Annotated in this window: 23 protein-coding genes and 1 pseudogene; 9 read left to right on the top strand and 15 right to left on the bottom strand. The window is 68.7% G+C overall.

All coding sequences use genetic code 11. From position 1 onward, the window contains the following. Positions 1 to 28: 28 nt before the first annotated feature. From QMK28_RS17225 to QMK28_RS17195, 7 genes and pseudogenes are all read left to right on the top strand, one after another. Positions 29 to 301: pseudogene (locus tag QMK28_RS17225) on the top strand (ABC transporter permease); the annotation flags it as partial. Positions 302 to 488: 187 nt separating this feature from the next. Next, entirely contained in the window at positions 489 to 1,001 is a 513-nt protein-coding gene (locus tag QMK28_RS17220) for a hypothetical protein (protein WP_326438827.1), read from the top strand. After that, the gene (locus QMK28_RS17215; protein WP_326438825.1) at positions 998 to 2,083 is read left to right on the top strand and encodes an efflux RND transporter periplasmic adaptor subunit; all 1,086 of its coding nucleotides are present in this window, start codon (positions 998 to 1,000) and stop codon (positions 2,081 to 2,083) included. Before QMK28_RS17220 ends, QMK28_RS17215 begins: the two co-directional genes overlap by 4 nt. Beyond that, positions 2,080 to 2,793, top strand: coding sequence for an ABC transporter ATP-binding protein (locus QMK28_RS17210; RefSeq protein ID WP_326438823.1), 714 nt, complete (start codon positions 2,080 to 2,082; stop codon positions 2,791 to 2,793). Before QMK28_RS17215 ends, QMK28_RS17210 begins: the two co-directional genes overlap by 4 nt. Next, positions 2,787 to 3,995, top strand: coding sequence for an ABC transporter permease (locus QMK28_RS17205; protein ID WP_326438821.1), 1,209 nt, complete (start codon positions 2,787 to 2,789; stop codon positions 3,993 to 3,995). Before QMK28_RS17210 ends, QMK28_RS17205 begins: the two co-directional genes overlap by 7 nt. A gap of 52 nt (positions 3,996 to 4,047) precedes the next feature. Beyond that, positions 4,048 to 4,701 carry a response regulator transcription factor gene (locus QMK28_RS17200; protein WP_326438819.1) on the top strand — a complete coding sequence of 218 codons (654 nt, stop codon included), beginning with the start codon at positions 4,048 to 4,050 and terminating at the stop codon, positions 4,699 to 4,701. Further along, positions 4,698 to 5,894, top strand: a complete 1,197-nt coding sequence (locus tag QMK28_RS17195; protein ID WP_326438817.1) for a sensor histidine kinase — start codon at positions 4,698 to 4,700, stop codon at positions 5,892 to 5,894. Before QMK28_RS17200 ends, QMK28_RS17195 begins: the two co-directional genes overlap by 4 nt. 148 nt (positions 5,895 to 6,042) lie before the next feature. On the opposite strand, the gene QMK28_RS17190 is transcribed toward QMK28_RS17195, so the two are convergent. Next, positions 6,043 to 6,192, bottom strand: a complete 150-nt coding sequence (locus QMK28_RS17190) for a hypothetical protein (protein ID WP_326438815.1) — start codon at positions 6,190 to 6,192, stop codon at positions 6,043 to 6,045. Positions 6,193 to 6,539: 347 nt separating this feature from the next. Between QMK28_RS17190 and QMK28_RS17185 the strand changes: the two genes are divergently transcribed. Continuing rightward, positions 6,540 to 7,589 (top strand): hypothetical protein, encoded by a 1,050-nt coding sequence (locus QMK28_RS17185; RefSeq protein WP_326438813.1) that lies wholly within the window; start codon positions 6,540 to 6,542, stop codon positions 7,587 to 7,589. Between the two features lie 60 nt (positions 7,590 to 7,649). On the opposite strand, the gene QMK28_RS17180 is transcribed toward QMK28_RS17185, so the two are convergent. The 11 genes from QMK28_RS17180 to QMK28_RS17130 all read right to left on the bottom strand — a co-directional run bounded on the left by QMK28_RS17180 (position 7,650) and on the right by QMK28_RS17130 (position 19,155). Beyond that, entirely contained in the window at positions 7,650 to 9,560 is a 1,911-nt protein-coding gene (locus QMK28_RS17180; RefSeq protein ID WP_326438811.1) for an ATP-binding protein, read from the bottom strand. Further along, a complete protein-coding gene (locus tag QMK28_RS17175; protein WP_326438809.1) occupies positions 9,557 to 10,204 on the bottom strand; it encodes a DUF4255 domain-containing protein in 648 nt (215 codons plus the stop codon). Before QMK28_RS17175 ends, QMK28_RS17180 begins: the two co-directional genes overlap by 4 nt. Positions 10,205 to 10,297: 93 nt before the next feature. Continuing rightward, complete coding sequence (locus QMK28_RS17170; RefSeq protein ID WP_326438807.1) at positions 10,298 to 11,596, bottom strand: COG1470 family protein; 1,299 nt, start codon at positions 11,594 to 11,596, stop codon at positions 10,298 to 10,300. Next, a complete protein-coding gene (locus QMK28_RS17165) occupies positions 11,593 to 12,579 on the bottom strand; it encodes a zinc ribbon domain-containing protein (RefSeq protein WP_326438805.1) in 987 nt (328 codons plus the stop codon). The genes QMK28_RS17170 and QMK28_RS17165 overlap by 4 nt, the downstream gene beginning before the upstream one ends. 102 nt (positions 12,580 to 12,681) lie before the next feature. Continuing rightward, positions 12,682 to 13,326 (bottom strand): phage tail protein, encoded by a 645-nt coding sequence (locus tag QMK28_RS17160; RefSeq protein ID WP_326438803.1) that lies wholly within the window; start codon positions 13,324 to 13,326, stop codon positions 12,682 to 12,684. Between the two features lie 14 nt (positions 13,327 to 13,340). After that, positions 13,341 to 15,290, bottom strand: a complete 1,950-nt coding sequence (locus QMK28_RS17155) for a putative baseplate assembly protein (protein ID WP_326438801.1) — start codon at positions 15,288 to 15,290, stop codon at positions 13,341 to 13,343. Continuing rightward, positions 15,277 to 15,738, bottom strand: coding sequence for a GPW/gp25 family protein (locus QMK28_RS17150; RefSeq protein ID WP_326438799.1), 462 nt, complete (start codon positions 15,736 to 15,738; stop codon positions 15,277 to 15,279). Before QMK28_RS17150 ends, QMK28_RS17155 begins: the two co-directional genes overlap by 14 nt. Before the next feature lies 1 nt (position 15,739). Then, complete coding sequence (locus QMK28_RS17145; RefSeq protein WP_326438797.1) at positions 15,740 to 16,069, bottom strand: PAAR domain-containing protein; 330 nt, start codon at positions 16,067 to 16,069, stop codon at positions 15,740 to 15,742. A 59-nt stretch (positions 16,070 to 16,128) separates the two neighbouring features. Then, entirely contained in the window at positions 16,129 to 17,907 is a 1,779-nt protein-coding gene (locus QMK28_RS17140) for a VgrG-related protein (RefSeq protein WP_326438795.1), read from the bottom strand. Between the two features lie 48 nt (positions 17,908 to 17,955). Beyond that, on the bottom strand, positions 17,956 to 18,645 hold the full coding sequence (locus QMK28_RS17135) for a CIS tube protein (RefSeq protein WP_326438793.1): 690 nt from the start codon (positions 18,643 to 18,645) through the stop codon (positions 17,956 to 17,958). Between the two features lie 63 nt (positions 18,646 to 18,708). Continuing rightward, entirely contained in the window at positions 18,709 to 19,155 is a 447-nt protein-coding gene (locus QMK28_RS17130) for a phage tail protein (protein ID WP_326438791.1), read from the bottom strand. Between the two features lie 2,221 nt (positions 19,156 to 21,376). On the opposite strand from QMK28_RS17130, the gene QMK28_RS17125 reads away from it, so the two are divergent. Next, positions 21,377 to 21,643, top strand: a complete 267-nt coding sequence (locus QMK28_RS17125; protein WP_326438789.1) for a hypothetical protein — start codon at positions 21,377 to 21,379, stop codon at positions 21,641 to 21,643. Positions 21,644 to 22,088: 445 nt separating this feature from the next. Here the strand turns inward: QMK28_RS17125 and QMK28_RS17120 are convergent, their stop codons facing one another. The 3 genes from QMK28_RS17120 to QMK28_RS17110 are packed head-to-tail and all read right to left on the bottom strand — an operon-like array spanning position 22,089 to position 23,181. Beyond that, positions 22,089 to 22,250, bottom strand: a complete 162-nt coding sequence (locus QMK28_RS17120) for a DUF6760 family protein (RefSeq protein ID WP_326438787.1) — start codon at positions 22,248 to 22,250, stop codon at positions 22,089 to 22,091. Then, complete coding sequence (locus QMK28_RS17115) at positions 22,247 to 22,726, bottom strand: hypothetical protein (protein ID WP_443050749.1); 480 nt, start codon at positions 22,724 to 22,726, stop codon at positions 22,247 to 22,249. Before QMK28_RS17115 ends, QMK28_RS17120 begins: the two co-directional genes overlap by 4 nt. Further along, on the bottom strand, positions 22,723 to 23,181 hold the full coding sequence (locus QMK28_RS17110; RefSeq protein ID WP_326438785.1) for a phage tail protein: 459 nt from the start codon (positions 23,179 to 23,181) through the stop codon (positions 22,723 to 22,725). Before QMK28_RS17110 ends, QMK28_RS17115 begins: the two co-directional genes overlap by 4 nt. Positions 23,182 to 23,217: the final 36 nt, after the last annotated feature.

Below are 23,217 nucleotides of genomic sequence, written 5' to 3'. Positions count from 1 at the left end.
CCTTCTGCGCGCCTACCGGGCCGTGGACCGCCGCGCCCTGGGCGCGACCCGGGCCCAGATCCGTACACAGTTCCTGACCGAGTCGGTGCTGCTCTCCGCGCTGGGCGGGGCGAGCGGCGCGGCTCTGGGAGCCGCCGTCTCGGCCGGATACGCCGTCTCGCAGGGCTGGCAGATCGTCATCCCGCCGTGGTCGCTGGCCCTCGGTATCGGGGCGACGATGGCGATCGGCGCGTTCGCGGGCCTGTGGCCCGCCATGCGCGCCGCCCGCCTCGCCCCCCGCGAAGCGCTCGCCAGTCCGTGACGCGGGCCCCCCGCCCCCGCCCGCCCGGGCCGGGCCGGCCCACAGCCGATGGCTCGCGCTGCCTGGACAAGAGCGTGGTCATCGACCGGGGACGGGTGGTGTGAAAGGTCTCCGCAACATCGCCTCGCGTATTCCTTGAAGCGACCGGGAGGCAGCGGGCCGTCCCGGCAGTCGAAAGGGCAGCGGCATGATTCGTGGAATCCGGGAGCACGGCGGACAACGCACGACACACCGGTCGCTGGTGATGGCCGGGACGACCGCGGCGGCGTTGCTCCTGGCCGCCTGTGGCGGATCGGGCGGGTCGGACGCGGACCCCAAGGACGGGGCGTCCGGGGGCGGCAAGGACAAGAGCATCAAGTACACCGAGTGCCTGCGCGGGGAAGGCCTGGACGTCGCGGACTCGGAGCCCGGCGCGCCGGTGATGACCAAGGGCGGGGACGAGTCGAAGCGGGAGGCCGCGTTCGAGAAGTGCAAGGCATACGCGCCCGAGCAGGCCTCCGACGAGAAGAAGGGAAAGCGGCAGGACGACTCGATGAAGCTCGCGAAGTGCCTGCGGGACAACGGGGCGGAGGGGATCAAGGACCCGGTGGACGGGGTCTTCAACTTCCCGCCGGGCGCGGCCCAGGACACCCCGACGTTCAAGAAGGCCATGGAGGCCTGTAAGCAGTTCATGGGCAAGCCCCAGAACGGCACGCCGTGACCCGCGCCCGACGGCTGGGCGTCGTCGCGATCGCGGTGGTGCTGGCGGGCGGCGGGGCCTCGATCACCGCGCTGGGCCTGGGTGGCCCGGACCCGAAGAGCGCCGCAGAACGCAGCACGCTCCCGCCCGCCACCACAAAGATCTCCAAGAGTGACCTGATGGACGCCAAGTCCCTGCCGGGTGAACTCGGTTACGGCGATGCGGTGCCCGTCGGCAGCGGACTCCAGGGGACGGTGACCTGGCTGCCGAAGGTGGGGTCGGTCGTCACCCGGGGCGAAACGCTCTACAAGGTCGACAACCGGCCCGTGACGTTGATATACGGAGACACGCCGGTCTACCGCGCTCTCAAGACGGGCGACAAGGGCCCCGATGTGAAGCAGCTCAATGACAATCTGCGGGCCCTGGGCTACGACGCGCCCGACAGCTCCACCTACACGGCGCGTACCGCGAGCGCGGTGCGGGGCCTGCAGGAGAAGCAGGGGGTGAAGGAGACCGGAGAGGTGGAGAAGGGACGTATCGTCTTCGTCCCCGACGCGATCCGGGTCTCCGCGCACAAGGCCGCCATGGGCGATCCCGCGGCTGCCCATGTCCTCGCCGGGACCGGTCGCGAGAAGGCCGTCATCGCGGACCTTGAGGTCTCCGACCAGGGGGTGGCGAAGAAGGGCGACCCGGTGGAAGTGGTCCTCCCGGGTGGGAAGTCGGTCAAGGGCAGGATCACCGACGTGGAGACCGGGACACCTCCACCGAAGGACGACGGAGCCGGCAGCGGGTCCGGCGATTCCGGCGGCGAAAAGCCCAAGACCAAGATCAGGGTCAAGGTGGAGATCTCCGACCAGGAGAAGTTGAAGGGCTTGGACGCAGCCACGGTGGACGTGAAGTTCATCAGCGCCACCGCCAAGGACGCGCTCTCCGTCCCGGTGACCGCACTCGTCGCGCTGCCCAAGGGTGGCTACGGCGTGGAGGTCGTCGAGGGCGGCACGACGCGGATCGTACCCGTCGAGCTCGGGCTGTTCGCCCAGGACCGGGTCCAGATCACCGGCAAGCGCCTGCGCGAGGGCATGACGGTAGGGATGCCCGAATGACCGCCCCCGCAGACGCCGTCGAAACCCCGCACACGGTCGAATCCCCGCACACGGTCGGACTTCCGTCCGCTGCCGAACCTCTGCCCACCGTCGTGGAGCTGGAGAGCGTGACCCGTTCCTACCCCGGTGGGGTCGCCGCGCTCGACGGTGTAAGCCTGACCGTGCGCCGTGGTGAGCTCACCGCCATCGTCGGCCCGTCCGGCTCCGGCAAGTCCACGATGCTGAATGTCATCGGCACGCTGGACCTGCCCACCTCCGGCAGCGTCACCATCGACGGCCACGACGTCGCCGGACTGTCCGACCGGCAGCTCTCCGCCCTGGACAATGTTTCGTACGGGCTGCTCTACAACGGGGTCGGGCAGCGCGAGCGGCGCGAGCGGGCCGCCGTGGCGCTGGAGAGCGTAGGCCTCGGCCACCGCCTCGACCACCGCCCGCACGAACTGTCCGGCGGCGAGAAGCAGCGCGTGGCGATCGCCCGTGCGGTGGTCGGCGAACCGGCCGTCCTGCTGGCGGACGAGCCCACCGGTGCGCTCGACTCCCGTTCGGGCGCCGCCGTGATGGAGCTGATCCACGCGTTGCACGCGGCTGGCACCACCATCCTGGTCATCACCCATGACCAGGCGATCGCCGCGTCCCTGCCTCGTCGGGTCACCATGCTCGACGGGAGGATCCAGTCCGACTCGGCGGCCCTGCTGGAGGACGCATGCTGACCCCCCGGCGTCTGATCCCCAGCCGCCTGAGCGGGGGCGACGTCCTACGGGTCGGCGGCTTCGGCCTGCGCAGCCGCCCCATGCGGGTGCTGCTGTCCGCGCTGGGCATCGCCATCGGCATCGCGGCGATGGTCGCGGTGGTCGGCATCTCGAACTCCAGCCGGGCCGAACTCGACCAGACTCTGGACCGCCTGGGCACCAACCTGCTGACCAGCAGCCCCGGCCAGTCCGGCGGCGGCAAGGAGGTACCGCTGCCCGAAGGATCGACCGACATGATCGGCCGGATCAAGGAGGTGGAGTCGGTCACGGCGATCGGCCAGGTGCCGGACGCCAAGGCCTACCGCACCGACAAGGTCCCTACCGGCCGGTCCGGCGGGATCACCGCCGCCGCGGCCCGGCAGGACCTGCTGAAATCGGTGGGCGCCACCGTCGCACAAGGCAGCTGGCTCAACGAGACGACCAGCAAATTCCCCGCTGTTGTCCTCGGTGCTGAGACCGCCAAGCGGCTGGGCATCACCGCGCCAGGACCTGATACCCGGATCTGGCTCGGCGACCAGTGGTTCACCGTCTCCGGCATCCTCGACCCGGTGCCGCTCGCCCCGGAGCTGGACACCTCCGCCCTGGTCGGCTGGGACGCCGCCCGCGCCTATCTGGGCTTCGACGGCCACCCGACCACCATCTACACCCGCGCGGCCCCCGACGCGGTCACCGACGTACGGGACCTGCTCGGCCCCACCGCCAACCCCGCCGACCCCACCGCGGTGAAGGTCTCCCGGCCCTCCGACGCGCTGGTGGCGCAGCAGGCGGGCGAGAAGGCATTCGCCGGGCTGCTGCTCGGTCTGGGCGCGGTCGCGCTGCTGGTCGGCGGCATCGGAGTCGCCAACACCATGGTCATCTCGGTACTGGAACGCCGCGGCGAGGTCGGCCTACGCCGTTCGCTGGGAGCCACCCGCAGTCAGATATGCCTGCAGTTCCTCACGGAGTCGCTGCTGCTGTCCGCGCTCGGCAGCGGGGCGGGTGTGGTCATCGGCTCCGCCGCGACCGCGGCCTATGCCACCACACAGGGCTGGCCGGTGGTGGTGCCACCCTGGGTGATGGGCGGCGGCCTGGCCGCGACTTTGGCCATCGGCGGGATCGCGGGCCTGTATCCGGCCGTCCGGGCGGCCCGGCTGCCCCCGACCAGCGCACTCGCCGCGACCTGAGCTGTCCCAGCAGCCACTCTGGAACCACAGCACCGAGCAGAAGGAGCACGACGTGCGCGTACTCGTCGCCGAGGACGACCCGATGCTCGCCGAGATGATCACCCTCGGCCTGCGACGCCACGGATTCGCCGTGGACACCGTCCTCGACGGCAGTGCGGCGGCCTTCAACCTCCAGGTCAACGACTACGACGTCATCGTCCTGGACCGGGACCTGCCCGGCGTGCACGGCGACGTGATCGCCGTCGGCCTGGCCGGCTCCGGTGCGCGGATCCGCATCCTGATGCTCACCGCGTCCGGCGGGCTCCGGGACCGGGTAGAAGGGCTGGGCCTGGGCGCCGACGACTACCTGACCAAGCCCTTCGAGTACCCGGAGCTGATCGCCAGAGTGCAGGCCCTGTGCCGCCGCAGCGCCGCGCCGGTGCCGCCCGTCCTGGAACGCGCCGGGGTGGTGCTGGACACCGCCCGCCGTACCGCCGTACGCGACGGCCGCGCGCTCGACCTCACACCGAAGGAATTCGAGGTGCTGCGGATCCTCCTGGCGACCGCCGGAGCCCCGGTCGGCCCGGAGGAGCTGCTGGAGCGCGCCTGGGACGAGCACGCGGACCCCTTCACCAGCGCCGTACGTGTGGTCATGAGCAGACTGCGGGCGAAACTCGGCGATCCGCCGCTGATCCGCACCGTCCAGGGCATCGGATACGTGCTGTGACCAATAGCGCCCTACGCGCCAGGTGGCGGGCCACCACCGTGCGCGGCCGGATCGCCGCCGCGTACGGAGCGGCGTTCGTGCTGCTCGGCGGCGTGCTGCTCAGCCTCGTCTATGTACTGTCCCGGGCAGGCACCGAGGCCAAGGCCAATGCGCTCGTCGGCCTCAGTACCGCCCCATCCCTGTCCCCGTCCCCCGGCGTCGGAGGAGTAACCCCCTCGCCGGACCCCTCCGGCGACAGCGGTCACGTAGGAGTAGTCACCCTGAAGCTCAGCCAGGCCGCGTCCCAGCAGGTACTGATCTGGTCGGCCGTGGCGCTGCTGGTCATGGCGGTGCTGGCAGTCGCCGTCGGCTGGTGGACGGCCGGCCGCGTCCTGCGGCCCGTGCACGCCATGACGGCCGCCGCGCAGCGGATCTCCCAGCAGAATCTGCACGAACGCATCGCCCTCGACGGTCCCAGCGACGAACTCAAGGAACTCGCCGACACCTTCGACGCCCTCCTCGCCCGCCTCGACACCGCCTTCGACAGCCAGCGCCGCTTCATCGCCAACGCCTCCCACGAACTGCGCACCCCGCTCGCCGCCCAACGCGCCGCCATCCAGATCGGCCTGGAGGACCCGACACCTGCCGACCTGAACCGGGTACGGGACGCGCTGCTGGAATCCAACCGGCGCAGCGAGCGCCTCATCGACGGGCTGCTGCTCCTCGCTCACAGCGAACGCGACCTGGAACACCACGAGTCCTTCGACCTGTCCGAAGTGATCGCCGAGGAGATCGCCAACTCGGCCGTGCAGGCCGCCGATGCCGGAATCACCCTCACCTCGCCCCACGCCCCGTCGCCCGTGTGCGGCGACCGGGTCCTCCTCGGGCAGCTGACCGCCAACCTGCTGCGGAACGCGATCCTCTACAACCACCCGGGCGGCACCGTCACCGTGCGCGTCACGTCCTCCGGGCGCGGCATCGTCCTCGGCGTCGGCAATACCGGGCCCGTAGTGGTGGCCGACGAGATCGACGCGCTCTACGAACCGTTCCGTCGCGGCAACGGCCGCGACCGTATGGCCACCGGGCCCGGCCACGGGCACGGCCTGGGCCTGTCCATCGTGCGTTCCATCGCCCTTGCCCACGGCGGCTCGATCTCCGCCGTCCCCGGCCCGGACGGCGGGCTGCTCGTCGAAGTGACGCTGCCTGCGGCGTGACGCCACCCTCGGAGAGACCCTGTGCCGGTTCGGCGCGGAACGGCAGAAGAGGGTCAGGGGTTGAGACCGAGGATGCGGACCGGCCGGCCCTTCCATGACCTGCTGCGTGAGCGCGTGGACGGTGTCACCGGCAGCTGAGCGGCGGGGCTCAACTTCGGACGGAGCCCCGCCACAGCCGCAGGCAGGAGAGTGCGGCCGCCGTCGCCAGCAGGGTGTTGCGCAGGGCGAGTACCGCGATGGCCTGCCAGGAGCTGTGGATCATCGAATGGAAGAACAGCGGGTGGTCGACCGTCGTCACCGCCGTGGCGGGCAGCGGCGCCCTGCACCAACCGCAAGGTGAGATCCAAACGATTTGCTACTCCCATAGTTCGCTCCTCATATCAATATGTGCGAGTGAACAGGAGCATGTGAGATTTATGCACTCGTCACGGCTTGCCCACTCAAAGTCATCGAGCGCCGACGGGAACGGTCCGCGACCCCGCGGGCGCGCCCCGCCGACCAAGTCCTATCAATACATTCGAATAGTAACGATTTGGTATCTCTTCACCAAATAGTCTATTCGTTTGAGTGTCACCAATTTATGTTTTTAGATATATCCGCCCGTATCGCACTGCCAATCGGCCTACGGCATCAAGAAGGTGAGCCATGCCCGGAAATCGACACATCCAGGGAAACGGCTTCGTCCGCAACACTGCGTCGAGGGCCCCCGTCGGCCCGCGCGCCCCAACCACGCCACCGAGTCGGCCGACCGCACCCAGCATCACCGCCAGCCAGCAGGCGGGGCTCAACGCCTGGGCAGGGAACGGCATTCGGAAGGGCATTCGAGACAAGAAGGACAAAAAGCGGATCGCCGCACTCGAGAATGCCGCCGGGCGTATCGTGAACGTCATGACGGGCGGCTTGCCGGCGGGCGCCAGGGTTTTGGAGATAGATGTAACTCCCGACCTGGCAGACCTCGTATATGCCGCACTGCCCGATGGCCTGAAGAACGATGGTGCGCTAACCGCCCTTCGTTACGAACTCTGCCCGGCGGAGCTGGCGGCAAAAGGGAAAGATTTCATAGGATCCGGCTCCTACCACCTGTCGCGATTCGAGGGAACGAGCAGCAACTGGCGCTACAAATGTGATGTCGGCCTCTCGCTCACCCCGACCGGAGAACCGGAGCGCGTCGCGACGACAGCTGCCTCGATGGACAGTTCCCGCGCGGAAGAGGGCGGTCTGGCAACCAAACGGTCCCAGGCCACCGGCCCCACGATCAGCGCAGGTCTGGTCGGCGGGCAGCTGGCCTCCGTCCAGCCGGGAGGGACCGGAAATATGAACCTCGCCTACAAGAAAGAAACCACGAAGGACTTCGCCAGCACCAAGAGCTACTGCCAGACGAACAACCTCAAGTATCCGGAGGGGACAGCAGAATTCGTCACGAAGGCAGAACTACAGATCACCATCAGGTACACCAAGAAGACAAAGGCGTTGTCGAAGTGGGCGCGGAGCCACCATGAAAATAAGGAGAAGGAGCTCGTTCTTGACAAGAACGGCTGCCAAAACGCCGATAAGTTGGTGGAACCCGTACCGAACTCCCAAAAGATATTTGGTGACGTCTCGATCAGATACGGCATCCCCAGGGATTTGGTGGATCGACACGGCAAGGGCGCACAGATAGAAACCCAGACGGAAGGGGAGGAAATTTTCGTGTAACTCTCCGCCCGGGGATTCGGTAAAGTCGCGTGCCGTGGGGAAGCGACAGGAAATGCTGGTTCACTGTCCCCCTCCCAGATCGGAGCCTCGGTCGAAGAGGCGGCCCAGCTTGCGGTACTCAAGCTCGATTCCGGCGAGCAGGTCCGGCGTGGTGACCTCGCGGCCGCGTGCCGCCGCGGCAAAGGCCGCGGTCTCCACGCCGGCGCGGATACTGCCTCCCGCGAGGTTGAACCCGGACGCCAGCCGGTCGATGTCACAGTCGTCGACGGGGGCCTTCCCCAGGAACTTTCGCCACAGCTGGGCCCGTACGTCGGCCCCCGGGCTCTCGAACTCGATGACCTCGTCGAACCGGCGAGTGAATGCGCTGTCCATGTTGGAGCGGAGATTCGTGGTCAAAATGGCGAGACCGTTGAAGGACTCCAGGCGCTGCAGCAGGTAGCTGCTCTGCATATTCGCGTAGCGGTCGTTCGAGTCACGTACCGCACCGCGCTTGGAGAACATCGAGTCCGCCTCGTCGAAGACGATGACACCGCTCAGCGACTCCGCTGCCGAGAAGATCCGTTCGAGGTTCTTCTCCGTCTCGCCGATGTACTTCGACACCACCGAGGGCAGGCTGACGATGTACAGGTCCACCCCCAGTTCCGCCGACACGACCTCTGCCGCCATCGTCTTGCCCGTCCCCGACTCCCCGGCGAACAACGCGGTGGCGCCCCAGCCACGCCCGCCACCGCGTCGCAGGTCCCACCCGCCCAGCACCTGCTCGCGGTACCGGATCCGGAAGACCAGCATGTCGAGGCGTTCGCGCACCATTCGTGGAAGCACCAAGTCGTCCCGGGCAACGCGTGGTTGGATGTGCCGGGCCAGCCGTTCCAGGTCCCGTACGGCACAGCTGCGGGCGATCCTCCTCGCTTCGGTCCCGGAGATGGTCCGGGCACGCTGCGCGGCCTCACGCCGGGCACGGTCTACGACGGGGGCCGACGTCGGGGAGAGCTGTTCACCCGCGGACGCGTTGCCCCTGACGTCCAGCAGGGCGTCCGGGGTCGTCCTCCAGGCATCCGCGTCCCACTCACCGCTGCCGTAGAGCAGCAGCGGCACCGGGGCGCGTCCCAGTCCCCGTACCAGTATGCGCAGCGGTCCGGCGGCCTCTGCGGACGGGTCCGTGAACATCGGGACGATGACTCCTGCTTTCCGCAGGCGCGCTTCACGTACCACGTTGACCAGGAGGTCCTGCGGGGCATCGGCCAGCTCCTCGGGATCCACCAGGATCGGCGTCCGGCCGAGCTTCGTCAGGGCGGCGCAAGTGACGGACAGCGCCTCACCGGTGGCGCCTTCGCGTAGGTACAGGCTGCCCGACATGTTGTCCCGCAGCCGGTCGATGATCTCGGCGACTGTCTCCGGGTCGCCGGATCCCGCACCGTCGCGCAGAACGTGCAGATAATGTCCGCACGCCCCGTCCGTTTCCTCGACTCCGCTGACGAGGAAGTTCAGGACCCGGTCCGCTACCCGGAGGTGGCGGTCGGGATATGGGGCCTCAGGATTCTCGTACTCGACCAGCCCTGCGGCCAGCAACGGCGACCGGTCGTTCAGCAGACCCCGCACCAGGCCCTCGGCGGTCGAAATGCCGAGGATTTCCAGTGCGACCGTCACCGTGGGCCGCGACGAGTGCGACGAGCCGTTCAACATCCGGTAGGCGGAACCGCAGACGGTGCTCAGCTCCGAGAGCACAGCGGCGACAAGGAGATCCGTTTCCACCGGGCCCAGGCCGAATTCCCGCGCCAGGTGGGCCAGCCGGTCCGCGTCGCTGTACTCCCCTGCATCGGGTCGCACAGCGTCGTCGGCCCTGAGACCGGCGTCCGACAACGCATCGGCTGCGCTCCCCATGGCCGCGGGTTCGGCCGTCCGTTCCACGTACAGCAGGCGCAGGCGCTCTTCGACGGCGGCCAGGCGTGCCTGCAGCAGGCCGCTGGTCATACGATCTCCTCGACGTTCCGGCGCGGTCTGGCAGGTCCTGCCCTCTCCAGCGGTTGGTCGTGGGCCTGGGAGACGAGCAACTGCCGCGCCCGCAGGGCCATGCCTTTGCCGGGGGCCGGGCCTGCCTCTTCGGTGGGTTCGCTGATCGGCACCGTCACCAAGAGGTCCACTACGGGCCTGGGCGCCGTGCCAAGGCCCGGCCACAGGCGGGAAGAAGCGCTTTCCGCCCCTACGGCCGTCTCCCGCAGCCCCAGCGACAGGCGCCGCTTGCCGCCGTCCGCCGTCCCGGTGGAGATCAGTTCCCCGGTACATACGCACCACTCCAGCAGGACGCCGAGCATGCGGTGCTCGTCCTGCACCGACTGCGCCCATACACTGACCAGATAGGCCAGCCGGAAGAACCGCGGCGGCCGGCTGCGACCGACCACGGTCCCCTCTTCGTCGATGACGCTGCCCCCGCCCGACTGGCTTCGGGAGGAGTCCTCCTCAATGCCGTACAGGAAGACGTTCACGCACGGACCGGAACGCCGTGCCGCCCAGTCGGAGTCGGGTGTCTCGAACGACACCTGGACGTTGGCAGCACGCAACGGGCCACTCAGCAACTCTTTCTTGAGGGTTTCGTCGACTTGCTGAACAACACTCACCTGACTGTCTCCTGGGGCGCTGCGGGATTGACGGGGGGACGTGGGTGGGGCGAAGCGGGTGCGGTAGCGCCGTGTCCGGTGCCTCTCACCGGGTTACGTGTCCTTCGAGAAGGGGCCGCTTTTGGGGATCAGCTCTCCGGTCACCAGTGCCGTGGCCGTGCACAGGCTGGGGGCCGGGGACGTTCCGGGTGAAGGGGAGGCGGACGACTGGGGACCTCCGCTCGCGGGGCACTGCACGGACAGGCGAAGCACTTCTCCGCCCTTCAGCTCGACCGGTGACTTCGGTGTGAAGTCCTTGGCCTGGCTGAGGCTCATGGTCGCCAGCGGCAGACTGCCACGGCTCAGCAGCAGTGTTGCGGCCGCCGGGCCGGTGGCCGTGATCTGTACGGTCGTCAGCTTCAGCCGGTAGCCCTTCTCGGCCTTGTACTCGGCCTGTTTGCTGCCGAGCTTGACCTGGACGAACAGCGACTTCTGCAGTGGCTTCCGCTTCAGGGCCTTGTCCTCTTCCTTCTTTTTCTCCTCCTTCTTCTCCTTCTCCTGCTCCTCCTTCTCCTTTTTCGCCAGCTGCGCTTCGGCCTTGGCCTTGGCCGACGTCGCCTGTTCCGCTTGCGACGGACCGTCGATAGTCTCCGTCCTGGCCTGCGGGCTCCCGCCACCGATGGGTGACATCCACAACGCGACTCCGGCGATGGCCGCGGCCGACAGGACCGTGGCTGCCTTGAGAGCCGCCTTCGTCAGGAGCGGACGCTGCTGAAACACGAACGTGGTTCTGCGGGCCTCGGCCCCGCCCCACTCGATGCTGACGTCGACATTCCAGTTGGCGACCTTGCCCACCGGGATCGGTGCGGCGACCCGCAACAGCACTCCGACCCGCGCCTTTTCGCCAACCCGCAGCGGCACTCTGGAACTGCGCATCCGGGACCGCAGGGGGGCATTGCTGTCCTCCGGGGCGGTGCGCAAACGCAGGCTGATCGCGGTGTTGCCGGTGTTCCGGAGCGTGATGAGGTTGCTTCCGGAGAACCTTCCGCCCGCTTGCGGCCGGGTCAGCTCCGCTTCAATATCCCGGAACTCGCCGACGTCAATCTCGGCTTCGGGGATGGCGACCTGGGTGGGGTTCTCCGCCGAGACAACTTTGACCGCGAACACCACCCTGCCGGGCCTGAGTTCAATCTTCCGGGGGACGGTGATGGGAATAATGATCTTCTCGTGGTTCCCCGGGTAGACCGGTAGCTGCCCAAGTCTCTTCTCCCCCCATTCCCCCGGCGGTCCGAGCAATGTCAGGTCGTAGGCGTCGACGATGCGGCCTTCGTTCCACACATGCAGATCCGCGGCCAGCGAACCACCGGGCTCCACCGTTTCCGCCGGTACGACCAATTCAGCGCGGACCGTCATCGCGCCTGCCTGGTGAAGAACTGGACTTCCGCCAGGAGGACCGGTGCGGCCGGCCGCTTCCCTGCGTGAACGCCGCTGATACGCAGATCCACTGATTTCACCGCGTCGATCCCCCACGTGAATTCCTGCGGCCCCGGCTGGTCGTCCAGGGTCAGCTCCTTCTGCACGGTCCGCCCGTCCGCTGTCACGACGACCGCGGTGAGCTCGGTGGGCCGGCCGGACTCCAAGTACTGCTTGGGGTTCTTCGACGCCCCGTTGAGGACGATGAGTGTCGTCAGCCGGAACGACTGCTGGAAGGTTGCCGTCCAGGAATGGCCGACCGCGTCCTGGCCGCGACTCTTCGGCGCCCAGGCCCGGTTGTCGACGCCGTCGGCGGCATTGCCGGCCTCGAAGCCCGTCTCTTCGCTGGATGTCTTCGCCTCATCGGGCGCCACGGCCACCTGGTCGGAGAACCGGTCCTGGACCCTCGGAATCGCTTCACGCACCGCGCCGCCCGTCCATCCGGCCGACACCCCGACGACGAAACAGACCGGCAGCCCGACTGATGCCAACAGGTACCAGCGGCGGTCCCGGTGCCACAACCGGGGCCGCTCGTGACGCCGCTGGTACAGTCGCTGCCGCCAGTTCGGCGGCAGCGGCGCGGGCCGGGGTGTGAGCGCGGGCCGCAACAAGGCACCGCACGGCCAGCAGTAACTACGTGTTTCCGGGTTGTCCGAGTCGCACTGCGGGCACAGGAGGAGGCGCGGGAACTCCTCGCACAGCGCCGCGTAGTCCACCTGCTCGCACGAAACGGGAACCACTGTGTGGGACACCAGGCGTATCCCGTCGAAGGCGGGCGCGGATTCCGCGGCCGGCCAGGCTTCGGTTGCCTGTGCCGGTGCCTGCGGCCACCACGCCGGTGCGGGCTCCGGCGCCGATGACGGCTGCCCGATGACCGCGCGGCTCCCGGTGTCGTTCCACCCCAGGTAGGCGCCGCACGACACACAGAACATCTCGCCGTTATAAGCGGGAACCCCGCAGGCGGCACAGCTCTCCCGGCTCCCGGCGGCTGCCGCGCCGAAGTCTCCGGATGGGACAGCCGTCAATCAGATCACAGCCTCTGGCGCCGCGGTCTGCCGGACCGTGCCGTCGACCACGCTGATCCGGCAGTCGATGTGCGCCGGTATCCAGTCACGCACCATCCTCTCGATCTCCTCGGCGGCCCCTGTGGCACGGTCCGTGGCAAGCGGCAGCACGATACGGACCCCGGCCCACGTCGGCCGATCGCCCACCGTGGGCCATGCCTCGGGCCACGGACTCCCACGGGTACCGCCCGGATCCGCGATCTCCACCCGGCCGCCGAGCACCTCGCTCACGAGTAGTTCGATCCCGGCCCGCGTACCGCGCAGCCCGTGCAACCTGCTCCCGAGCAGCAGGGCGTTGCGCCGCCCCGTACAGCTAACGGCGACGGGCAGGTCTGCGCCGGTCCACTGAAGCATCCACTCCAGGAAGCCGGCGGGTGCGGTCCGCGGGTTGAAGTAGGCATCGAGGCAGTCCAGCGCCTCGATCACCGGGGTGAGAGTGTCGTCGAAGCCCGCCATGAAGCGATCGGCGAAGTCGCCCTGCCGGTAGCTTTCGGGCACCAGGGCTCGCAGCGACCGGCTGCCGGGGACGAGCAGAGGCAGAGCCGCTACCGTCTCCAGCCAGTCGTCCACGGTCTCCGCCCGGACGTTCCCCTGCTGTGCGCGCACTGTGTCCCCCTCCTCTAACGAGCTTTCTTCACGGCCACTTGATGCTGGTAGGACAAGAAGAGCGTGGTGGCGCCCACTTCGATCCGCCTCTCGGCCGGACGGCGCTCACCGGACGCCGGATCCGCCGGGTACATCTCCAACTTGGTCACCGACTCCACGTCCTCGCACCGCGCCGCCGCGGCCAGAGCGTCGCTCAGCCGCAGCGCCCGGCCCAGCGGCCAGCCCTCGCGCTCCCTGTCCTCGGACGGCAGCGGGCTGAGGAACTCGTGCAGTGATCGCAGTACCTGCTCGCGTACGGCGTCCGGCTCCGCGCCCCATACCGCCTCGACCTCGGCGACCACCGTGACGCCCTGGTAGGCGGGACCGCTCACCACGACCCGGGTACCGATCGGGCGAGCGGCCTCAACGGCCTGCACCGCCGATTCCAGCATCGCCCGTGACGGCACCAACGCCCGCCAACTCTCCTCCCCTTGCACGTCCGGAGTTTTGGGGATGATCAGGACGCGTACCAGCCCCGGCCCGTCGTTGACCGGGTCCGCGACACACTCGATACGCCCTGCCTCACGGCATGCGGCGGCTGCGACTGCCTCGTAGTCGCGCGCGGTCACCGCTCGCCCCTGGGTTCTCATCCACTGCCCGGCTCGCTGCTTGACGCCCTCCACCGACTCCGCGTCCACACCGCCCACCGCGCTCTCGCGGTTCTCCACCCGGGCGATGAGCGCAAGCGGGGTGCGCAGCACTGTCAGGGTGCCGGCCGCCACATTGCCCGTGCGGCCACCGCCCCTGCGGTACGCGCTTACGCCGACCCGCGCGCCGAACTCCGGTACCGCGCCGTACTGGCGGACGGTGCCGTCCGGCTCGCGGACCGAGGGCCCGAACCGCACCTCACCCGAGACCTCGTCCACCATCACGTGCCGGTCGGCGGGGCTGGAGGAAGCCAGGTCCGCCACCGGTGTCCACTCCTGGCGTCCGCCATCACCGGTGGTGCTCACCGTCCGCAGCGACCCCGCGGCGATGGGGGCGCACTCCAGGGGAAAGGCCTGCCCCGGCGTGCCGTCGGAGGTTCCCAACTCCTCATCGGAGATCACTTCACCGTGTGCTGCCATGGTGGTGCCACCGATCGTGAACGCCTCGATCCCCTTGACCACGGGAGACGAGGAATAGGTCGGCTGCCCTGTGACGGGCTCCACGACCCGGCAGCGCAGCCACCCGGCACGGCGTCGGCCGATCAGCGAGGAGGCATGACCCTCCGGGACGTGCAGGAGCACCTCGCCGGGGCGGTTGAGCCCTCCGGTGCTGTCGCTGTGCACCTCGCAGGCCACCCACTGCTCCCCGCACCAGGCCTCCCAGACCCGCGGCGGGCGCCGCGGGTCCACGCCGACACCCCCGAGCGAGCAGTCAATGCGCAGCGCCACCGCGCACCGCGGGACGGCCCCCGTCAGCCCGATGAGCAGGCTGTCCCCGGCAACGGGAGGCTGCGAGAAGCAGGTCGCGGGCTCGCCCGCCAGGAAGCGCTCGGTAATCAGCACCGCGCCATGGCCCGACTCCATGGTGCCGACGTGCCGGAATGTACTGGGGACGATGTCCAGCGACTGGTCCACGGTGAAGTCGCAGGCCGGGCCGTGGCCGGTACGGGGGGTCGCCACCTGGGTACCGACCGGTACGGACACCGTTGCCCCGTGAGGCGCAGAGAGCCAGAACGTCAGCTCGGTCCGGGCCGACTGAGGGGGCATCAGTTTCATGCCCAGCAGGTCCAGGAAGTCGAGGTGGACCTTGTCCGGCACCTGGTTGAGCCGGAACGTCAGCTGGTCGACCATCTGCGCGAACGCCTCGATGAGGGCGACCCCGGGGTCGGAGACGTTGTGGTCCGTCCACTCGGGGCAGCGGCGCTGGATGAAACGCTTGGCCTCGTCGACCAGGTCCTGGAACCGGCGGTCGTCGAGGTTCGGGCTAGGCAGGGGCATCGGTATCTCTCCGAGGGTCGCCGGGAGTGTTCCCGGTCCGCTTCCCCTCTCCCTCGTGGGCGGGAATGACATAGAACGGGTGGACCAGGTTCCGGCGGCTGTTGGTGCTCGCCAGGTGGTAGCTGACGTGGATGCGCAGGATGTCCTGCTCGTCCGCCGCCTGGACGACGTCCACATCGTCCACGTTGATCCGCGGCTCCCAGCGGTCGAGCGCCCGCCGCACCTCGTGCGCGATGGCCCCGCGGGCGGAGGCGTCGAAGGAGCCGAATATCTGGTCCCGTATCGCGCAGCCGAACTCCGGGCGCATCGGGCGCTCACCGGGCTCCGTCCCCAGGATGAGGCGAATGGACTGCTCGACCTCGGTCCAGCCCCCGGCCATGGCCACCCCGCCGGACGGGTTCACTCCCATCGGCCAGGACCAGCCTCTGCCGATGAAGAAATCCGACATGTCAGCCGCCTATGCGCACAGTGGGCGACCCGCCGACGACAGCGGCGCCGCACGGCAGCTTGTCGCCCATCCTGGCCGCCGGCATGCCGTTGATGAGTACGGTCTTGCCGGGCACGGGGATCGTGATGAGCGGCATCGGCGGCAGCGGTGGTATATGGCCGGGGAACACGCACGTCGCCAAGGACGCCGCGACCGCGGCGGGCTGCTTGTTGATCAGCACGGTCGGGGCCGGTGGCGGACCGGTGATGGTGCCGGTTCCCACGGGCACTGGGACCGGGGTCGGGTTGGGGATGTGTGAGGTGGCGTCGCCGATCCGTGCTGCGGGAGGCATGGTCACCGTTCTCCATTCCGGGGTATTCGTCGTCGAAGCGGACAGCGGGCGGGCGGGCGTCAGTTGAGCGTGACGAGCGCGCCCTTGATCTCGGTCAGGGCGCCGCCATTGACCTTCACCGCGGCTGTCCCGTTTACCTTGACCTGGGCGCCGGACACGTCGACCGATTGCTTGCCCGTGAGTTTGATCTCGCTCCCGTTGAGCTCCAGAGCGCCCGAACCGGCGTCCAAGGTGATGCCGTTGCCCTTCACCTTCACGTTCCCTTTCGCCTCGATCTGGACGGCGCCGTCGCTGTGGATCACGATGCGTGTGCCGTGCTGGTCCAGGTCGATCCACAGCTTGTCGTCACCGGTGGCGAGCAGAACGCCCAACGGGCCCATGTCCGCGTCCAGCAACTCCAGCCGGTGCCCCATCTTCGATTCGAACGAGCGGCGGTTGGCCACGCCCTTCGTCTTGTCGTAGAGGTCGGGCTTGCGCGGTTTCGGCTTGTTGACGCCGTTGTAGAGACCTCCGATCACGTACGGGCGTTCCAGGCTGCCCTGTTCGAAGCCGACCAGCACCTCGTCGCCCACCTCGGGGATCACAATGCCGCCGCCCTTGGAGCCGCCCAGCTGCACGGTGCGGGCCCAGTTGCTCACGTATTCGTCGGACAGCCACGGGAAGCAGAGCTTGACCCGCCCCTGTTCCTCGGGGTCCTTGATATCGACGACCTGCGCGGACACCAGCCCCGGGATGCGGCGGACGCCCTCCTCCGCGTCGCCGGGCCGGCCCACCACCGACCGGTCGGCTCCCTCGCGCACCGCGGCCTCGGTCATGTAGCCGGTGTCGGGGTGGTATTCGTGACGGACCGAGGTCACGGTGTACCGGCCGCTGAACTGGTCGCCCAGACCGCTGAGCGTGACCGCCGAACGCAGCCGTAGCCGGGGCTCTCCCCTGACCACGGCATGAAGCTCGGTGAGGCTGCCTGCGACCTCCTGTGCCATGGCGTCGGCCACCAGCTCCACCTCGCGCTGGCTCGCGCGGGGCACCGACGACAGCAGCAGCGGCGCGCCGCCCACAGCGTCCGACGCCGCCTTCCACCGTACGTCGCGGGACGGAGTGGATCCGATGCGGCGGTCGGCGACGAGTTCCTTCTTGAGCTCCGGATCCCAGCCCCGTACCTGCACACTGGTGACCTGCTCGCGCAGTGAGGCCCCGGACTGCACCTTCACCAGGTTCTGCCCGTACTCCAGAGCGAAGGGGCTCTGTCGTGCGCGCGCCCGCCCGGCGGGAGCGTCGGAGGCCTTCGCAAGGTTCTTGAAGTGCAGGGCCCCCGAGCGGACGAAGACATCGCAGCCGTTCTCCCGCGCCAGGTGGGTGAGGAAGTCCCAGTCGGAAACGACGGGTTGGGTGATGAAGTCGTAGACCAACGGAGTGCGGTCGATCTCACCGGCCTTCAGGCCCGCGTCCCGCGCCAGTTTCTCGGCGATCTGGTGCGCGGACATCTGGTGGTAGCCGACGACTCTGCGGCCGCGTTTCAGCCGGTGCGCGTAGTCCTCCGCGCGTACGACGCTGAAGACGCCCGACTCCGCCGCGCGCGTCTCGCAGCCCGTGATCTCGCCCTCGAAGAGGTCGTGCTTCCCCCGTTCGTCCAGTGCCACCAGCTTGACGCGTGCCCCGAGACCGATCCCAGTCCTGGCGATCAACTCACAGCCGGGGTCGCGGAATCCCACCTCCGCCGAGGCGGACGCGTGCCCCGACTCCTCCACGAACGTCCAGGCCAGGGCAAGGCCCCACGCCCTCGGCAGCGGCGCTCCACCGACGCTTACCTCCAGCTCCGCGGTATGACGTTCCACCATTTCCCATGCCCTCCTGCTCTTTCGCCGCCCCGCACGTTCTGTGTTCTGTCACTCGCCTTCGCGCCCCGGCAACAGGACCTGCCGCCCCGGGGACAGCCGCCAGGGGTCGCGCAGGCCGTTCAGCTCCGCGACCGCCCGCCAGGACTGTGCACTGCCGAGTTCCTGGTACGCGATCGACGCCAGCGAGTCGCCCGCGACGACCGTGTGGGCGCGGCGCGAGGTGGGCGAACCGGACGTCGGGTTCTGTCCCTTGGTCGCCCCGCCGATCTCCTCCAGCGTGATCTCGCAGACCGCCCGCTTCGGACTGCCCTGCGGGGAGAACAGGGTGTAGGTGACCTGGATCTTGCGCAGGCAGGCCAGGAACGACACTGAGGAGAAGTCGCCCCACCGGAACCTGATCCACGGTGGCGAAGGGCGTTCCGCGTCAATGCTGTACTCGGTCGGGACACAGCAATCCAGGAGTTTCTTCACCCGGGCGTCGACCGACCTGCCCCGCTGGTCGGAGCCGTCCAGCAGCAGCGTCATGGCGAGGACGCGCGGCTGGCTCCCGGTGAATTCGGGCATCGCGGCACGTGGGGCGGAGCGCACATTGTGGCGTGCCCAGGACGCTCCCTTGACCAGGGCGAGCTCTGCGGGGTTGAACTGGAACTCGATCTCGTCGAGCCACGGTCCGGGGTCGCTCCCCCCGTTGCTGGGAGGCGCGTACAGGTCCAGGGCCGCCCGTTTGTCAGAGGACATGCTGCCTCCGTCCTTCCGTTACGTATCTGAGCGCGGTGCTCACCGTGCTGCTCGTATCACTGCTCATGTCGTCCCCGCCTTGAGGAACCCGTGATGGACGATCTCCAGCACCTCTGTGGCCGCGCTCGGCATCGCCGTATCGAAATTCGGCCCGCTCCAGGAAATGGGCACCACGTTCATCAGGTCCCACTTCGCAATCACCGTGCCGACGGACGACAGGGCAGCGATCTGCCCCGTGCGCTGCCGCGTGTCGTTGACCGTGTCGAGCACCCACTGACTCGTCTTCTCCGCATCAGCGGTCACCGTCCGTGACAGGACCAGCGGCGGGTACTTGATGCGCTTGGGCAGATACCAGGTCGAGTCATTGCGCCCACCCTCGGCGTACTCCTCCACCTCGACCGTGCAGGACAGCCCCATGCAGCTCGTGAACTCCCCTAGGTCGGTGCCGTCGATGACGAGCCGGAACCGCTGGGTCGTCCCCGGGTCAGCTGAAGTTGCTGTCTTCGTCATCGCTTCGCTTCTCTCCGTAGAACAGTTTTCCCGTCGGGATTCCCCAACTTTCCGTCCCCGCCCGCCCGCCGGCCGGCAGATCGTGATCGCGGCGCTTCCACCCCGCGGACACCGGCACCTGGGCGTCCGCGGCATCCAGCCCGATCGAGGGCGCGGACGAGGCGACGGTGGTGAACCTCCGCGCGGGCCACGGCGCCCGGGCCACCGGGACGGGCCCGGGCGTACCTACCGGTCCGGGCGCCGGTCCGTACGGTGGCATCTGCGACAGGTGGCTTGGCGCCTCCGACGGTGTGCCGGGCCCGGAAGTCGTCGGCTCCACGGACGACGGCCCGTCAGCCGCCGACGCACCGCCGGTTCGCGCGACCATGGGCGGACGGTCCCAAGTGGGTCCCGACGCGGGTGCCGACGTGGGCGTACCGAAGCCGCGTGCCTCCGCGTGCGCGGCTCCCCCGACCGGCTCCGAGGGGAATTCCAGGGGAGTCGCGGCTATGGCGCGGTCGTTCAACGGCCAGCCGGCCGGCCGCGCCGGTGCCGTCTCCGCACCCCGTTCCGCCCGGCCCAGGTCCTGTCCGGCAGGTAGCCCGGACCGCTTCCCAGGGCCGCCCAGCGGTGTCCGGACCGCAGGCACCGGGCCTGCTGCCGCATCAGGCGGTGGCTCCGGACGCGCCACGAGCGGACCGCGATGAGCTGTTTCCGTATGCGGTACCAGCGGTGCCGACACAGAAGTGATGTGCCCTGCGGCAACGGCAGCCGCAGCCGTGGCTATGCCCAACTCCGAGGTGTTCCGGGGCATGTGACGGATATTCTCCGGACGTGGAGAGCGATGTATACCCGCGTTCGGCCGCCGCCGCGCCGCTTCGGCATCACTGTGCGGCGTACGGTCCGCCCTGGTCGGCCCGGACGGTTCACGGACCGTGCTTCCGTCGTCCGCGAGGTCGACCGGTCCGAACTCGCCATGAACCACAGCGGACTTCACCAAGGACGGATGTCCGACAGCCGACTGACCGGCAGCCGGGTTCCACCGCCCCGTTTCGACGTGTCCGGCATCGATCGCACCAGTCGGCGCCGGCGGGGCCGCCGTCATCGGCGTGAACGCCCTCCCTGCCGCCGTGCGCCGGCCATCGATACGGACCGCGCGGTGACCGTACGCCAGGTTCACGGCATCCGCTGTGCTACCCGCCGCACCGGTCACCGGCGGCACCGGCCGCCGCACCGCAGAGCGCACAGCGGCCGGTACGGACCGTGCGAGGCCTGGAGCCGTCAAGCCGGCGACCTGACCTTGCCACGCCGGCATCGGCGGCTGCCGACCGTCCGTCGCCACGGAGCCGGACAGCCTCGCCCCGGCTCTGCCTGTTCCGGCGGGAGAGACCAACGGGAGGAATACGGACAGCTCCGTGCGAGCCGGTCCGGCCGAGGGCCGGCGGAGCGGTACACCGCTCACCGCCGTTGACGCCGACAGGGCTGGACGAGGGATGCCGGGGAAGGACTGCGTGCCAACCAGATCCCGGAGCCGGCCCGGGGCAGAACCGGTTGACCGGGCCACAGCATCCTGCTGTCCCAGTACGACCCCAGGTCCTGTCAGGCGTCGGCGCCGTATCCCGCCCACCATGAGGACATCGGGGAACTCCGCCAGGGCGGCAAGCGAGGGAATCGCACCGTCCTTGCGCCCGGCCGTCGGCCGGGTGAACAAGAGTTGCGCTGCGGCGCTTCGCACGCCCTTCCGGAGTACCCGGGAAGCGAAGCTCCATGACGTCGCCGCACCGGGCCGCTGACGCGCAGGGGCCACCAGGCTGATGCGACCGCTACCGGAACCGGTCTTCGCCACGACAGCCGGACTGCGGACCGCGCTCTCGCTCCCGCCGGGCTCGCTATCCGGGCTTCCGGTACGGCCTTCCGGGCCCGGCGCATCAGCCCGCCTCGTTACGGACCGGTTGCCCGGACCGGCGGTCGAGGTATCAGTTATCGATATCTTCCCTCGCGAGGAGCTGCCGTCCCCTCGCGAGAAATCGTCGCATTCCGCCGGACCCGCACTCCTCGTCGGACCCGCACTCCTCGTCGGTGTCGCACCTGTCCCGGCTGCTCGCTGCTCGACTGCGTTGTCCCCAGCCTCTGCATGACCTTCAACCGCCGCATGGCCTTCTCCGGCCGGAGGGCTCATCCGGCCCCCGGAGTGCCGCGCCACGCTCCCCGGACGACCCGCCGGGGTGCGCGGCGACCGCGCATGGTCAACAGGGCCGGACGCGGCAGGTCCGTCATTCTGCGGGAGTTCCAGCTTCCCCGCCTCACGGGTCCGCACGCCCGCACGGTCTTCACGTCCGCCTTCGCCCCGGCCTTCACATCTGTCCTCACCTCGGCCTTCCGGACGGGCGTCGGTTCGGCCATCGGCAGGCCCGACGCGCCGCCGGCTGCGCCGGGACCGGGCCACACCACCGCGGCCCAGGTCGCCGCGAACGCCTTCGGTGCCGCTGACGCCGCGCCCGTCGCCTAGGCCGGTGCCGCTGTTCCCATCGCCTGCGACGAAGGCCTGCTCCCTCTCCGTCCGGACCGGGCGGGTCGTGTTCACCGCGGGCCGTGTCTCTGCCGCCGACTCCGCCTGCTGCGCGTCAACGGCCCAGACGAGCGCCGCCACCTGGCAGTACCGGGGGTAACCGGCCGCGCTCCGCAGCCCGATGGACGCCCGGAACACCAGCGGCGGCTCTGGGTTCACCAACAACATCTGCTCAACGCTCAACCGTGGATCGCGCCACGCCGCCAGAGATTCGGCAGCACGCAGCACGTCCGTGACCGCTCGCATCCGGCCCGCGCAGACGAGGGCGGGCACAGGGACAACCTTCGGTCCCCGGCCTCGCTCGGGCTCGGACGCAGGCGCCGCCTCCGGCGCGCAGTCCCGATTCCGGCTCGGAAGAGCAGTGAGAATCCGCTGCAACACGTACCTAATCCCTGCCTGAAAGATGTTGATTGATGGTTCTGATCTGGCCGATGTAACGCCTGCGCTCGGGGTGCTCCAAGGCGAGTATTTCGCTCGGTGGCCAATGGAAGTGATAAGCGATGTACGCGATCTCCGCGTAAAGGTCATCGATCGCGTACACCGTCATTCCCCCAGGCGGCTCCCCATGTCCACCTGGAACTCGTGCCGGCAGTCCGGACACACCGTCGTCGCCAGCGACGAACCATCCGCGTTGATCTTCTCGTAGAACCTCTGCAGGAACGCGAGGTCCGCCGCGAACATCTCCTCCACGATGCCCGCATGGACATCCGTGAGGGTTCCCAGCCTGGGAATGAGCCGCCCCAGCAGAACAACGGACAAATAGGCAGGGTTTTCCTGAACCCGCTGGTCTTTCAGCGGAATGAGCTCATCCCGGGCCGTGGCAAGGCGCATCACGCCCTCCCGGTGGACATTCCCCTGCGAATCCACGTAGCCACGCGGCAACGTGAAGGAAAACTCCGTCGGGAGAGCTGCGGGCCCGCCGGGCGGGCCCGCAGCCGGACTGGGCATGGCGGGCGTGTTCGCCGTGGCCCGCTCTTTCGAAACCGCCGAGGACGGTCCCTCCGTAACACGCCCGCGCCTCACGAGTGCTCGACCTTCAGGTCTTCACACTCGATGGTGACGGTCTCATCGACCGCATTGCTCTGGCCCGCGATCAGATCGCCGCTCTGCCAAGCACTCACCCAAGCATTCACCAGCGTGATCCGCCGGACTGTAGCACCCTTATTGTCCTTCATCTCAATGGTGACGCCCTTTCGGGCCTTACTCAGATCACCGTTGTCGTAGGTTTCCTTGATCCAGTCGGTAAGAGCCTTGCTCTTGTCCATACCTCGCGTGAGAGTGATACTTGAGGTGGTCTTGGCACCCGGCTGCTTACGGGTGTATGGGATCCCCTTGTCGGTCACGTGCTGACTTGTGATGACATCCTGCTGCATGCCAATCCCACTGACGCTTTTCAGCTGCTCCAGCAGGACACCGTCGATCTGGATGCCAAAGCTGTGAACAATAAAGTTGTCGTTCGCCGCTGTCTCGCCTGCCACGATTGTTCCTCTCTATGAATCTCAGCACGGCGTCAA

The organism is Streptomyces sp. H27-D2, assembly GCF_035828615.1.
In the GTDB taxonomy this organism is placed as follows: Bacteria; Actinomycetota; Actinomycetes; order Streptomycetales; family Streptomycetaceae; genus Streptomyces.
The sequence above is the reverse complement of the archived record's forward strand: the minus strand, read 5'-3'. Positions and strand labels throughout refer to the sequence as shown.